Raw genomic sequence first — 13,451 nt, forward strand, 5'->3', positions numbered from 1 at the left:
TGCACTGACCGATCGCGGCATCGAACTGCTCTCTACCGGTGGCACCTTTCGCCTCCTGAAGGAAAACCAGGTACCCGTCACCGAAGTCAGTGACTACACCGGCTTCCCGGAAATGATGGATGGCCGTGTTAAAACCCTGCACCCGAAAATCCACGGCGGCATCCTGGGGCGTCGCAGCATCGACGACGCGGTGATGGCGGAGCACAACATCAATCCTATCGACATGGTGATTGTAAACCTCTACCCCTTCGAGGAAACCGTTGCCAAGCCGGACTGCGATCTCGCCACCGCCATTGAGAACATCGACATTGGCGGGCCAACCATGGTTCGCGCGGCCGCCAAGAACCACAACGATGTGGCCATTGTGGTGAACGCCTCCGATTACAGCCGGGTTCTGAAAGAGCTGGAGGCCAACGACGGCGAGCTGAGCTACACCACGCGCTTCGACCTGGCTGTAAAGGCCTTCGAGCACACTGCCGGCTATGACGGTGCTATCGCCAATTATCTTGGTGGTCGCACCGCCGATAACGACAACGCTGATTTCCCTCGTACCTTCAATACCCAGTTCCTGAAGGTTCAGGACATGCGCTACGGAGAGAACCCCCACCAGCGTGCTGCCTTCTATACCGAGCGCAACCCCAGGGAGGCCTGCATTGCCACGGCCAAACAGCTCCAGGGCAAAGCGTTGTCCTACAACAACGTCGCCGACACCGATGCCGCGCTGGAATGCGTCAAGCCCTTCGCCGATCCCGCCTGCGTGATCGTCAAGCACGCCAACCCCTGCGGTGTTGCCATCGGTGCCGATATCCTCCAGGCCTATGACCTGGCCTTCGCCACCGACCCCACCTCTGCGTTTGGCGGCATCATTGCCTTTAACCGAGAACTGGACGCGGAAACTGCCAAGGCCATCATTGACCGCCAGTTCGTGGAAGTGATCATCGCCCCAACCATCGCGCCGGAGGCATTGGAGCTGGTTGCCGCCAAGAAGAATGTCCGCCTGCTGGCCTGCGGCGAATTTGATGGCGAGCGCGCCAAGTCCCTGGACTACAAGCGCGTCACCGGTGGCCTTCTGGTTCAGGACCGCGATCTGGGCATGGTGGCGATGGAAGACGTCAAGGTGGTCAGCGAGCGCGAACCGTCCGAGCAGGAGCTGAACGATCTGCTGTTCGCCTGGGAAGTGGCCAAGTACGTCAAGTCCAACGCGATCGTTTACGCCAAGGCCGGGCGCACCATCGGCGTGGGAGCCGGCCAGATGAGCCGGGTATACAGCGCGAAAATCGCCGGCATCAAGGCCGCCGACGAAGGCCTTGAAGTCAAAGGCTCGGTGATGGCCTCGGACGCCTTCTTCCCGTTCCGGGATGGTATCGACGCCGCCGCTGAAGCCGGCATTACCGCCGTGATCCAGCCAGGCGGCTCCATGCGCGACCAGGAAGTGATCGACGCTGCCAACCAGCACGGCATTGCCATGGTGTTTACCGGCATGCGCCACTTCCGGCACTAATCCGACACACAGGAACCGACCATGAATATTCTTGTTATTGGCTCCGGCGGTCGCGAACACGCCCTCGCCTGGAAAGCCGCCCAATCACCGGACGCGGATCGTGTATTTGTCGCGCCGGGCAACGCTGGCACCGCCCGCGAACCCGGCCTGGAGAACATCAACATTGATGTCATGGACCTCAACGGTCTGGCGGACTTTGCCGCGGCCAACCATGTGGGCCTGACCATTGTCGGCCCCGAGGCGCCGCTGGTGGATGGCATTGTGGACCTGTTCGAAGAGCGCGGTTTGCGGGTGTTCGGCCCCAGCGCCGGTGCCGCGCAACTGGAAGGCTCCAAGGCCTTCACCAAGGACTTCCTGGACCGTCAGGACATCCCTACCGCCGCCTACGCCAATTTCACCGACGTGGACCAGGCATTGGACTATGTTCGAAAGCAAGGTGCGCCCATCGTGGTAAAAGCCGATGGCCTTGCCGCCGGCAAAGGTGTGATTGTCGCCATGACGCTGGAAGAAGCCGAAGATGCCATCCGCGACATGCTGGCGGGCAATGCCTTCGGCGATGCCGGTAGCCGCGTGGTGGTCGAGGAGTTCCTGGACGGCGAGGAAGCCAGTTTTATCGTGATGGTGGATGGCGAACATGTGTTGCCCATGGCCACCTCCCAGGACCACAAACGCGTGGGCGATGGCGACACCGGCCCCAACACCGGCGGCATGGGTGCCTACTCCCCGGCTCCAGTGGTCACTCAGGATGTCCATAAGCGAATCATGGATGAGGTAATCTATCCCACCGTTCGCGGCATGGCGGCGGAAGGCCATCCCTATAAGGGATTCCTGTACGCCGGCCTGATGATCGATGGCGAAGGTGCCCCCAAGGTTATTGAATTCAACTGCCGCTTTGGCGATCCGGAAACCCAGCCCATCATGCTGCGGATGAAATCGGATCTGGTGGAACTCTGCGGTGCCGCCATTTACGGCAAGCTTGACCAGTGCCGTTCAGACTGGGACGAGCGCGCTTCCGTGGGCATTGTTCTGGCCGCAGGCGGCTATCCTGGCAGCTATAACAAGGGTGACGTCATTTCCGGGCTGCCAGAATCGGAAACCGAGGGTGAGAAGGTCTTCCACGCCGGTACCCGTTTGAACGGGGAGCAGGTGGTCACCAACGGTGGACGAGTGCTGTGCGCCACGGCCCTGGGCAATACCGTCACTGAGGCACAAAAACGCGCCTACGAGGTGGCGGCGCGTATTTCCTGGGACGGTGCCTTCTATCGCAAGGACATTGCCTATCGCGCCATTGCCAGGGAAAACACCTGATAACCCAGGCCCGAATCTGCCCACTCTTCGCAAGGAACGCTCTGATGGCCCAACGATCTGTCCTGTCGATTATCGCAATACTGATCATCACATTGATGATCAGTGCCTGTTCCCGTCAGGCTCTGTATGACAATGCCATTGGCTGGGAACGTTCCAGCGCCGGGCTGGAGGAATCCAATATCACCGTTGGCGAGATGACCATTGCCTACCTGAGCAATGCAGAGCCAATGGATGGCGACACCCTCGTTCTCGTTCATGGTTTCGGTGCCAACAAGGACAACTGGACCCGGCTGGCGAGGCAATTGACGGGCGAATTCAACGTCTATGCCATCGATTTGCCCGGCCATGGTGACAGCAGCAAGGAGCTGGACCTGGGGTATCGATTCGAGGATCAGGTCGGGCATCTGGCGAGGATTCTCGATGCACTGGGCATCGAGAAAGCGCACATGATAGGCAACTCCATGGGCGGCGCCATCACCGCTCTCTATGCAGCGACCTATCCGGAACAGATCCACACCGCCGTCCTTTTCGATCCGGCGGGCATTTTTGAGTACGACAGTGAGTTGGTGGGCCTGGTCATGGGCGGTGACAATCCGCTAATTCCCTCTAAGGAGGGCGACTTTGAGCGCCTGGTTGATTTTGCGCTGGAAAAGAAACCCTTTGTGCCCTGGCCCATCTACGATGTTATGGAAGAGAAGGCCATCGCCAACCGTGATGTCAACGAAGTGATCTTCGACGCCATCCGGGACACCGGCTACGAGGACGACTTCCGCAACGCCATCACCCGCATCCAGGCACCGGTTCTGGTGATCTGGGGCATGGAAGACCGGGTGATCAACTATCGCAACGCTGATGTGTTCGTCGAGCGAATCCCCGATGCCCGTAAAGTGCTTCTGGAAGGCGTCGGCCACGCTCCCATGGTCGAGGTGCCGGAAGAATCCGCACGCTTGTTCCGCGAGTTCGTGGCAACCGCCACCGGCCAGTGAAACTGATCGCCAACGAGTCGTAACTGGCACGACAAGTCAGTTTTGACTACACGGCCCGACAGAAACACGGTAGCCTTGCCAGAGCCGTATTTCTTAACCGTGACGTGACCCATGCCCGAAGCACTATGGATATCCTTTGCCTTTGTCCTCGGCCTGACGGTCAAAGCCATTGGCCTGCCGCCCCTGGTGGGATACCTGGCAGCGGGGTTTGTGCTGAGCGGCCTCTCTGCCGCCACTGGCCTCGCCATTGAAGCCACCAATGTTCTTGAACACATTGCCCACCTCGGCGTCCTGTTGCTGCTGTTTACCGTCGGCCTGAAGCTGAAGCTACGCTCCATCATCAGCCCTGAAGTCATCGGTGGCAGTCTGCTGCACTTTGGCATCACCTGTGCGGTATTTACCCCCGGCCTCTATCTGCTGATGGAGCTCACGTGGCAGACCGCATTTTTGCTCGCCATTGCGCTCTCCTTTTCCAGTACGGTGCTGGTGGCCAAGGTATTGGAGACCAAGCGTGAATTAAGAGCCTTCCATGGGCGCGTCGCTATCGGAATCCTGATCATGCAGGATCTGATTGCCCTCGTGGTGATGAGCCTGGCCGCTGGCCAGACGCCCTCCCAGTGGGCACTGGTCGTCTTCGGCCTGCCCCTGCTCAGACCTCTGCTGTTCAGACTTCTGGACGCCAGTGGACACGATGAGTTGCTGGTCCTGCTTGGACTCCTGCTGGCCCTGGTCCTTGGTGGGCTCGGTTTTGAAGCGGTGGGGCTGAGCTCGGAGCTTGGCGCCCTGGTGCTGGGTGCCATGCTGGCCAATCACCCACGTGCCCAGGAACTGGCCAAGTCGCTTTGGAGCGTCAAGGAAATGTTCCTGGTGGGCTTTTTCCTGCAGATTGGTATCGGCGGCCTGCCGGATGGTGACGCTTTGCTATTTGCAGCCGTAGCGCTACTAGTAGTGCCCCTGAAAGGGGTTCTGTTTTTCTTCCTGTTGCTGGCGTTCCGCCTGCGCTCACGCAGCAGTTTCCTGAGCGCCCTGTCACTGACCAACTACAGCGAGTTTGGCCTTATTGTGGCCAGTGTCGCCCTGCCGGAGTGGCTGGTCCCCCTGGCCATCACCGTAGCACTGTCCTTCGTGGTGTCTGCCCCCGTGAACCGGCTTTCCCACGCGGTCTATGAGCGCTTCAGTGCTCGTTTGGCTCGTTTCGAAAGCCAGCGGCGCCACCCCGACGAGCAACCCATCTCCCTGGGTAACACCAGATTACTCGTGATGGGTATGGGGCGCACCGGCTCAGCCGCCTACGACCAGCTTGCTCATGAGGAGCCACTGATCAAGGCGCTTGACTCCGATCCGGCAAAGGTGGAAAAACACCAGAAGGAAGGACGCAATGTGGTCTTTGGTGACGCGGAGGACATCTCTTTCTGGCAGGGGCTGCACATGCCGGCGGTTGAAGCCGTCATACTTGCCATGGGCGACATTGAAGGCAAACTGATCGCCGCCAGAAACCTTCGAAAAAAGGGGTTCACTGGTTATATCGTGGCGCATACCCTGTACGCCGACGAAGCAGAACGAATTCGTGAAGCCGGTGCGGACGAAGCCTACCTGACGATGAGTGAAACCGGTGTCGCCCTGGCAAGCCAGGTGTTGCATCGCAACCGTCAGGCACCACCACCAATGGAGAACGCAAACGCCTGATGCACGAACTCAAGGTTCCGGACAATGGCATGATGACCCAGATGACCTCCCTCCACGAGGAACGTCTGGATTTCGTATTGCGTACCCTGAAGTCGACCGGGGCAAAGCGCGTACTCGACCTGGGTTGCGGCTCCGGTTCCCTGCTCTACCGCATGCTGGCCGACGAACAGTTCGAGAGCATAACCGGCCTGGAGGATTCCGGCGTTTCTCTGCAGCAGGCCCGTGCTGTGCTTGCTGAGTACCTGCGCGAGGAACCCCCGAGAATCCGACTGGTCCGCGGCTCCTACGCCGAGAGCAACCCGACCCTGACCGGCTTCGACGCGGCCGCCATGGTGGAAACCATTGAACATGTCCAGCCGGAGCAACTATCAAGGGTGGAACGTGCGGTGTTCGGCGAATACCGGCCAGGGTATCTGTTCATGACCACGCCAAATCGGGAGTACAACCCCCTGTTCGACCTGGCGCCGGGGGAATTCCGCGAGGAAGACCACAAATTCGAGTGGGACAGACCCAAGTTCCAGCGCTGGGCCCGTGGTGTGGCCGAGCGCAATAGCTATGACGTGCGATTTGGAGGCATTGGAGACTACGTACCCGACGTTGGGCACCCTACCCAGACGGCCTTTTTTACTCGCCAGGACTGATCACCGGGTTCGACGCCAGGCACTGAGCTCCGCAATGGTGTGCTGAAATTTACGGCGGGTTTCCCGAATGACAAACGGCACATCCCTGGGCGGCTGACTCTCTTCAAAATGGTGTGAGAGTATCTCTTTCATACCCTGATAGACCGTATAGGGCTGGCCATTGCGTTCGTATCCGCCAATCCAGTTGGCAATCGGGGTGAATTCATCCATCAAGGTATAGGGCGAGCTGATCACCAGGGTGCCACCCAGAGCCAGGCGTCTATGGATGTTTTCAAGGAACGCGCCCGGATCCTGAAGACGGTCAATCAGGTTCCCCGCGAAGACCAGGTCATAATCCACGTGTTCCGGCCCCAGATTGCTGGCGTCGCCGGTGGCAAACGATACTTTTTCCGTCGCCCGGTCGAGCCCCAGGGCATTCAGACTCACGGCTACGCGTTCGCCAAGCTCCCCTTCGTCGCGGCGGAAGTAATCGATCTCTCCGGTCTTCTGCAGGGTAGTCGCCGCATCGATAAACCGGCGGGAAAGGTCCACTCCCACCACATGATCAAAGACCCGCCCAAGCTCAAAGGCGGTTCGACCCACCGCGCACCCCAGGTCAAGCGCTCGTCGTTTATCCCGGCCCGCCATCAATTCCTGGCAGATACCGGCACAACGGGCGGGATAATTTCCCACTCCGAAATGGCTTTCACCAAAATGGAACCCCAGGTACTGCCCGAGTAGTTCGTCGGTTTCATAGACATTCATATCAAGATCCTCAGCGTGTACCAGAAGCCGAATCCGACAGCGCACAGGTGCGAAACCCGGTGTACACGTCGTTGCGCAGGGGCAGGTAGGCTTGCCTGTAGGTGCCCCGGATCAGGCATGATGATGTCGCACATCCGCCGCCCCGGGTCACCTTATGATCACCGAACTGCAAAGTCGACATGAAGGGGTACATATCGACCCTGAACCCGTCGTAGGGAAGAAACTGACTGCTGGTCCATTCCCAGACGCTGCCGATCATCTGGCGACAGCCGGAGCGGCTCTCACCCGCCGGATAATCCCATACCGGCTGTTGCGCCATATGGGTGGCGTCGAGATCCGCGTGGTCGGGAGTTGGCCGTTCATTCCCCCAGGGAAAACGGCGAAATTCCTCGCCACTCCGGTTACCCAGTGCCGCAGCCTCCCACTCCACTTCTGTTGGCAAGCGCCGGCCCGCCCACTGGCAATAGGCCTCGGCCTCCCAATAGCTGACGTGGACGACAGGCGCATCCAGATTCAGGGCCTGCCAGCGGTCAAACACACGCTCCTGCCATTCGCCCTCGTGCCGGCGCCAGTAAAGCGGATGCCTGGGCTCCCGCAACATTGGTTGGGCGCTACCATGCACCAGGGAAATATCAGTTTCGGTACTCAACCACTTGCGCCCTCCGAAAGACCAGAGTTCCGGTCGCCGGTAGCCATCATCCTCAACGAACGCCAGAAACTCCCGGTTGGACACAAGGGTGCGGGAGATGGCAAACGGCTCCACCGTGGTTTCGAAACGCGGCTTTTCCCCATCAAAGGCAAAGTCGGTGGTGGCGTAGCAGGCAGACTCGCCCGGCATTCCGATCTGGTAGCGGCCACCTGGGATGAGTGCATCGCCGGACAAAGGCTCCGCGCGTTCTGGCAAGGCGCCAACAAAACCAGGAGGAGCGGGCAGAGCAACCGTCTGCCGACACCACGTCATCGACTCAATGTGCATGTTCTGGTGATAAATGGCGTAACGATAGAGGTACAGGGTTTCGTCGGTCAGTGGTTGCTGTGCGATGCGCGACGCAACGCGATCGTAGATGATGTTGAAATACTGAAGGGTTTTCTCACGACCGGGGAAGAGCTTTCGACTCCAACGGTCTCCGTGATCGATGTGAAACGAATCCCAGAGGTCGTCCATGGATGGATCGTAGCTTGGGGTCCCATCCAGAAGGTTAAAAACGAACACTTCGTAGAAAAAGCTCGCGTGTCCCATTTCCCAAAGGGGAGGGTTTACACCCGGGTGGTAGGGCACTTCAAGCTGCTCCTCACTAAGGGAGCTAACCAGTTCAAAGGTTCGGTGGCGGGTGGCCTCCAACTCAGCCAGAAGTTCTGTTTTCTGCGCCTGTTCGCTCTGCGTCATGTCGGCTCCGTTGATTCCCCGTTTCTCACCTTCAGCATAACAGAGGGACTGGCACAGGGAACGCTCACGATGTTTGCGCCTATCGCCGTTCATCACCGTTCATCACCCCCAAACCAGCATAATCATCGGTACGGCAACAACAGTGACCAGGATCGACAGCGGCAAGCCCAGACGCCAGTAGTCGCCAAACCGATAGCCCCCGGGCTCCATTACCAGCGCATTCGACTGATGACCAATGGGCGTCAGGAAGGCGCAGGACGCGCCGACTGCAACCGCCATCAGCACAGCATCGGACGCCATTCCAAGTTCGGCGGACAGGCTCAGCGCAATAGGCGCCACCAGAATGGCCGCCGCCGCGTTGTTGACCACGTTCGATAACAGCATGGTTCCCACCAGAACCATGACCAGTACGGCCGACGGAGCCAGTCCGTCACCAATTGCCAGCATCTGGCCGGCGATTAGCTCTGCACCACCCGTGGTTTCCAACGCCTGTCCAACCGGGATCATCGCCGCCAACAGCACAATCACAGACCAGTCGATGGCCCGGTAGGCATCGGGGGCGTCGATCAGTTTGGTCAGCACCATGGCCACAGCCCCGGACACCAGTGCAACCGGGGCTGACAGCCAACCGCTGACAATGGCAACGATACTGATAATAAAGATGCCGGATGCCAGCAGGGTCTTGCGGGAAGAACCCAGGCGCAACCCACGTTCGGCCAGGGGCAGGCAACCGATGTTGGACAGCGTAGTGGTTAGTGTGTCTTCGAAGCCCTGAACCAGCAGAATATCACCAGCATTGAAGCGAATATCCCCCAGACGGCGCTTCAGCCGATGCCCCTGTCGGGCAACGGCAACAATATTGAGGCCGTTGCGCTCACGCAGGTTGAGTCGATTGGCTGTCTGCCCCACCAGGGAAGACTCAGGGGTAATCACTGCTTCGGTCAGCTGCACCTCGCCTTCATTCAGTTCCTTTTTACGGCTTTTCCGTGCCGCACTGTCCTCTTCGGACTCCGTGTCGGCGTCATCCTGGCTACCAAGTTCCAGGCCGGTGTTGTCGAGAAACGCCTGCAGGCTCTCGGTGTCCGATTCCACCAAAAGCAGGTCGTTCTCTTGCAGCACCTTGTAGGTTGATGGCGCAAGCTGGCGCTTGTCGTCGCGAATCAGCGCCAGCACCACCACGTCCCGGTCTTCCCCGCTTTCCGCCAGCAGGTTGTGGAGTGTCGCGCCGGCATGGGGAGAGCCTTCAGGGATTTTCAGTTCGGTCAAATAGTCGCCGACGCTAAAAAGCTTGTCGTCATCTCCACTTTCGTCGCCCCTTCTGGGCGTCAATCGCCAACCCATCAGGGCAATGAAGGCGATGCCGGCAAAGGTGATCGCAGCGCCCACCGGCGCAAAGTCGAACAGGCCGAACGCTTCGGTGCCTTCCCGGTAGCTGGCGATGATAATATTCGGAGGCGTACCAATCAGCGTCATGGTGCCTCCAAGCAGCGAACCAAACGCCAGTGGCATTAGCAGCAATGAGGGCGAGCGCCCTGCCTCCCTGGACATCCACACCGCTACCGGCATCAACAGCGCCAACGCACCCACGTTGTTGATAAAACCGGAACAGAGCGCAACGACCGCCGTCAGGGTAAGCACCTGTATGGTGGGGCGGTGCCCTACCTTCCCCAGGAACCGGGCTATGTTGTCCACCACACCGCCATTCACCAGGCCCTGGCTGATCACCAGCACCGCGGCAACGGTCACCACGGCGGGGTGACCAAAGCCGGCAAACAGTTCGTCCGTGGGCACCAGCCCGGCAATGGCAATCGCCAACAACGCCAGCATGGCCACCACATCAAACCGCAGCCGGTTCCAGATGAACAGAGCCAGCGTGGCCCCCAACACTGCGAAGACAATTCCCTGCTCTGTGGTCACGCCTACCCCTCAATTTTACGTCCGACGGTTTATCGTCGGTTTAACATGGATTTTTTGTGCCTGATATCGCGCATGCCGCATGAATTTCTGGTAACTTTCTTCCCGAAGCGGTCTTTCAGGAGCGCAGCAACACCTTTCGATTACAACGGGTGACATGAACACCCCATCAGGGAACAACAGGTACAAGGGACGTCATGACCAAGGAACTCCACAACGAACTCTATCAGATAACGTTTGCCGGGCGGATTCTCGAAGGATTCAACGACGCAGAGGTCAGGGAAAATGTACAAGCCCTGTTCCGGATCTCCGACGAACGCACTGCAAGCCTTTTCAGCGGCGCCACAAAGACACTCAAGTCCGGGCTCAGTCACGCGGACGCCCTGGTTTACCATGAGCGACTGACAAAAGCCGGTGCCGATGTACACATTGCGAAACAGCCGGCCGCTGCTGTAAACCCCAAACCGGAAACCGACGGCGCCCAACCGCCAGCACCGTCAGACGCCGAGCCAGCAACAACGGCCACCCCGACCGGTCCACAACAGGAGACACCGCTGGAGTTCACCGGCAACGGCCGCGAGTATTTTGGAATCTGGATCGTCAACATCCTGCTGACCATTGTCACCCTTGGCATTTATTCGGCCTGGGCCACAGTGCGTAACAATCAATACTTCTACGGCAACACCAAACTCGATGGAGCCAGTTTCCAGTACCTGGCCAGCCCGATCACTATCCTCAAAGGTCGATTGATTGCCCTGGCTGTCCTGGTTGTCTACGTGGTGCTTTCCGAGATGTATGTTGAAGCTGCCGTGGTCTTTGCCATCGCATTTATCCCCCTCGTACCCTGGATCATGGTGCGCTCGCTGCGGTTCAATGCCGTCAACAGTGCCTACCGCAACATCCGCTTCGACTTTCAGGGCCGCTATGGCCAGGCTTTCATGGTGGCTTTTGTGTGGCCATTGCTGAACATGCTGACCCTGTTGCTGCTTACCCCACTGGTGATGAAGAAAACCCACGAATTCATCGCTAACGGCAGCCGATACGGCACCACCGAGTTCGCGCTCAAAGCCGATACCGGATCCTACTACCGTTTCTTCGGAAAAGGCCTGCTGATCGCCATTGCCTTCGGTGTTGCGGCGTTCCTCGCCATGCGCTATGTCGGCTTTACCGTCGGGTCGATCATTGCCGGTGCTGGCTACCTGACACTGTTCGGCTATTTCATGGCGGGCATTTCAAACCTCTTCCTCAATGCCGTCCACCTCGACCGTCACGGCTTTGAATCCCGCCTGCAACCGCTGCAAATGGTATGGATTTACCTGTCCAACAGTTTCTTCGTAGTCCTCACCCTTGGCCTTTTCACCCCCTGGGCCAAGGTGCGCATGGCAAGGTATCGGGCTTCCTGCACGGCCATGATGGTCAGCGGTGACCTGAACCACTTCGTTGCGGCCGAGCAGAACCGCACCAGCGCGTTGGGACAGGAACTGGGAGATGCCTTCGATGTCGACTTCGCCGCCATCTGAAGTCACGATCGAAGGCCAGTTCTATTCAGGTAATGACTCCAGCCGGCGGGGCGCAGTATTGCGCTCCGCCGCTGGCGTGATCATCGTTGATGCGGGAGACACCCGACTGCGCCTCGCGCACGACGATGTGACCATATCACCACGGATTGGCAACACCCCCCGCTACCTCCACCTGCCTGACGATGGGGTCTTTGAAACCGAAGACAACGCCGCGGTGGATCAGCTTAGCCGGCAATCCCGGCGGGGGCGTGGCAATCGGCTGCTGCACGCGCTGGAGAATCACCTGGGGCTGATTCTGGTTGCGGTCGTCGTCACGATTGCGACCACCGGCGCTGCGTTTGTCTGGGGCGTGCCCTGGGCGGCCCAGGCCGTGGCCAATGCACTCCCGAACAGTATAGCGGAGCAAGTTGGCGACTCCACACTCACCACGCTGGACAGCACTTGGCTTGAACCTTCTTCGCTTTCAGAGGAACGCCAACAGGCGTTGCAGGCCCACTTCGAGCCTTTCCTGACGCCAGTGGCGGGCAAAGACCTGAGAGTGATTTTCCGCTCGTCTCCCGCCATCGGCGCCAACGCCATGGCATTGCCGGACGGCACGATGATCTTCACGGACGATCTGGTGAACCTCGCCGAAGATGATAACGAACTGACCGCTATCCTCGCCCATGAAATCGGCCATGTCGCCCATAACCATGGCATGAAAGGCATGGTGCAATCGTCACTGACTTTCTGGCTGATCGTGATGATGACCGGTGACCTGTCTGCGTTTTCCGACGCAACCGTAGTGGTTCCGGCGGTCATGATGAGCCTGTCCTACTCCCGTGACATGGAACGGGAGGCCGACGCCTATGCCCTGAAAGCAATGACGGACCACGACCTGGACCCGACCCACTTCGTTACCATCATGGAGCGCCTGATGGCTGCTCATGGCGAGGACCGTTCCTCAGAGGCCGAGGAAGGCACTAGCCGGTGGGACAGCCTTCGCGACATGCTGTCGAGCCACCCGGAAACGGGCGAGCGCATCGAACGCTTTAAACAGACGCCCTGATCGGTATAGTAGCGATACGTTCATCACAGGGAGCACACACGATGCCATCCAGACCCACCAGGCCGGTTGCGGCCTCTGCCATCGACAAACATGTCTACAAGGTTTTTCCCAATGACATGAACGCACATCAGACGGTGTTCGGGGGCATGATTATGGCCAAGTGCGACCGTCTGGCCCTGGTGGTGGCGGAACGACACTCCGGCCATGTCTGCGTCACGGCAGCGGTGGACTCCATTCACTTCCGCGCGCCCGCCAAGGGCAACGATACCCTGCTGTTCAGCCTTGCCCTGAACCGCAGCTGGGGGTCATCCATGGAAATCGGAGCTCGGGTGGAAGCGGAAAACAGCTACACCGGAGAATCCCGACATATCCTTTCCGCATTTTTCACTTTCGTGGCGCTGGACGAGAACGACAATCCCGTGGACGTGCCTGCGGTAGAGCCGGAAACCGACGACGAGAAACGCCGCTTCAACAACGCCGAAATCCGTCGGGAAGGTCGCCTGGAAACCCGCAAGAAGCTGAGTGAACGCCACTAAGGAATTCCACTCCCTATCCCCATGGCCCTTCCTTACCCCCTTAAACGACAAAAGCCCTGCCGGAATCCCGGCAGGGCTTTTTTTTGGTTCATCGCACTTTACCGGGAAACGCTGCTTTTATCTTAAGGAAGAAGTAGTCGTTGTCCCGGTAGCCATAGGCCATCCGTTTGATGACCTTAA

The 13,451-nt window shown here is 59.0% G+C and carries 11 protein-coding genes; 8 read left to right on the top strand and 3 right to left on the bottom strand.

Going from position 1 to position 13,451, the window contains the following annotated elements; genetic code table 11:
* From purH to AXW11_RS02905, 5 genes are all read left to right on the top strand, one after another.
* Positions 1–1,501, top strand: a 1,501-nt coding sequence (purH, locus tag AXW11_RS02885; RefSeq protein WP_286791792.1) for a bifunctional phosphoribosylaminoimidazolecarboxamide formyltransferase/IMP cyclohydrolase, incomplete at its 5' end; no start/stop codon positions are given.
* A 21-nt stretch (positions 1,502–1,522) separates the two neighbouring features.
* Positions 1,523–2,809, top strand: coding sequence for a phosphoribosylamine--glycine ligase (gene purD / locus AXW11_RS02890; protein WP_007154168.1), 1,287 nt, complete (start codon positions 1,523–1,525; stop codon positions 2,807–2,809).
* A 44-nt stretch (positions 2,810–2,853) separates the two neighbouring features.
* Positions 2,854–3,795, top strand: a complete 942-nt coding sequence (locus AXW11_RS02895) for an alpha/beta fold hydrolase (RefSeq protein WP_007154169.1) — start codon at positions 2,854–2,856, stop codon at positions 3,793–3,795.
* 111 nt (positions 3,796–3,906) lie between these two features.
* Positions 3,907–5,481 (top strand): cation:proton antiporter domain-containing protein, encoded by a 1,575-nt coding sequence (locus tag AXW11_RS02900; RefSeq protein WP_091642718.1) that lies wholly within the window; start codon positions 3,907–3,909, stop codon positions 5,479–5,481.
* Entirely contained in the window at positions 5,481–6,122 is a 642-nt protein-coding gene (locus tag AXW11_RS02905) for a methyltransferase domain-containing protein (RefSeq protein ID WP_007154171.1), read from the top strand. Before AXW11_RS02900 ends, AXW11_RS02905 begins: the two co-directional genes overlap by 1 nt.
* Here the strand turns inward: AXW11_RS02905 and AXW11_RS02910 are convergent, their stop codons facing one another.
* From AXW11_RS02910 to AXW11_RS02920, 3 genes are all read right to left on the bottom strand, one after another.
* Positions 6,123–6,866 (bottom strand): putative 4-mercaptohistidine N1-methyltransferase, encoded by a 744-nt coding sequence (locus tag AXW11_RS02910; RefSeq protein WP_007154172.1) that lies wholly within the window; start codon positions 6,864–6,866, stop codon positions 6,123–6,125. It abuts the gene before it with no gap.
* A 10-nt stretch (positions 6,867–6,876) separates the two neighbouring features.
* Positions 6,877–8,253, bottom strand: a complete 1,377-nt coding sequence (gene senA / locus AXW11_RS02915; protein ID WP_040474576.1) for a selenoneine synthase SenA — start codon at positions 8,251–8,253, stop codon at positions 6,877–6,879.
* Positions 8,254–8,355: 102 nt separating this feature from the next.
* Positions 8,356–10,170, bottom strand: a complete 1,815-nt coding sequence (locus tag AXW11_RS02920) for an SLC13 family permease (RefSeq protein ID WP_040474573.1) — start codon at positions 10,168–10,170, stop codon at positions 8,356–8,358.
* 194 nt (positions 10,171–10,364) lie between these two features.
* On the opposite strand from AXW11_RS02920, the gene AXW11_RS02925 reads away from it, so the two are divergent.
* Genes AXW11_RS02925 through AXW11_RS02935 form a run of 3 tightly spaced genes read left to right on the top strand, consistent with a single transcriptional unit; the run spans position 10,365 to position 13,271 of the window.
* Positions 10,365–11,687: a YjgN family protein gene (locus AXW11_RS02925; protein ID WP_091642717.1), complete on the top strand. Its 1,323-nt coding sequence runs from the start codon at positions 10,365–10,367 to the stop codon at positions 11,685–11,687.
* A complete protein-coding gene (locus AXW11_RS02930) occupies positions 11,665–12,735 on the top strand; it encodes a M48 family metallopeptidase (protein ID WP_227544085.1) in 1,071 nt (356 codons plus the stop codon). Before AXW11_RS02925 ends, AXW11_RS02930 begins: the two co-directional genes overlap by 23 nt.
* Before the next feature lie 41 nt (positions 12,736–12,776).
* Positions 12,777–13,271 (top strand): acyl-CoA thioesterase, encoded by a 495-nt coding sequence (locus tag AXW11_RS02935; protein WP_036210582.1) that lies wholly within the window; start codon positions 12,777–12,779, stop codon positions 13,269–13,271.
* Positions 13,272–13,451 lie beyond the last annotated feature (180 nt).

This window comes from Marinobacter sp. Hex_13, from assembly GCF_001566815.1.
In the GTDB taxonomy this organism is placed as follows: Bacteria; Pseudomonadota; Gammaproteobacteria; order Pseudomonadales; family Oleiphilaceae; genus Marinobacter; species Marinobacter salarius.

What these genes read in the sequence shown, in the direction of transcription:
- AXW11_RS02925 (WP_091642717.1), top strand. Translation starts at nt 10,365, where the DNA reads ATGACCAAGGAACTCCACAACGAACTCTATCAGATAACGTTTGCCGGG.
- AXW11_RS02905 (WP_007154171.1), top strand. Translation starts at nt 5,481, where the DNA reads ATGCACGAACTCAAGGTTCCGGACAATGGCATGATGACCCAGATGACC.
- AXW11_RS02910 (WP_007154172.1), bottom strand. Translation starts at nt 6,866, where the DNA reads ATGAATGTCTATGAAACCGACGAACTACTCGGGCAGTACCTGGGGTTC.
- AXW11_RS02935 (WP_036210582.1), top strand. Translation starts at nt 12,777, where the DNA reads ATGCCATCCAGACCCACCAGGCCGGTTGCGGCCTCTGCCATCGACAAA.
- purD (WP_007154168.1), top strand. Translation starts at nt 1,523, where the DNA reads ATGAATATTCTTGTTATTGGCTCCGGCGGTCGCGAACACGCCCTCGCC.
- AXW11_RS02895 (WP_007154169.1), top strand. Translation starts at nt 2,854, where the DNA reads ATGGCCCAACGATCTGTCCTGTCGATTATCGCAATACTGATCATCACA.
- senA (WP_040474576.1), bottom strand. Translation starts at nt 8,253, where the DNA reads ATGACGCAGAGCGAACAGGCGCAGAAAACAGAACTTCTGGCTGAGTTG.
- AXW11_RS02900 (WP_091642718.1), top strand. Translation starts at nt 3,907, where the DNA reads ATGCCCGAAGCACTATGGATATCCTTTGCCTTTGTCCTCGGCCTGACG.
- AXW11_RS02930 (WP_227544085.1), top strand. Translation starts at nt 11,665, where the DNA reads ATGTCGACTTCGCCGCCATCTGAAGTCACGATCGAAGGCCAGTTCTAT.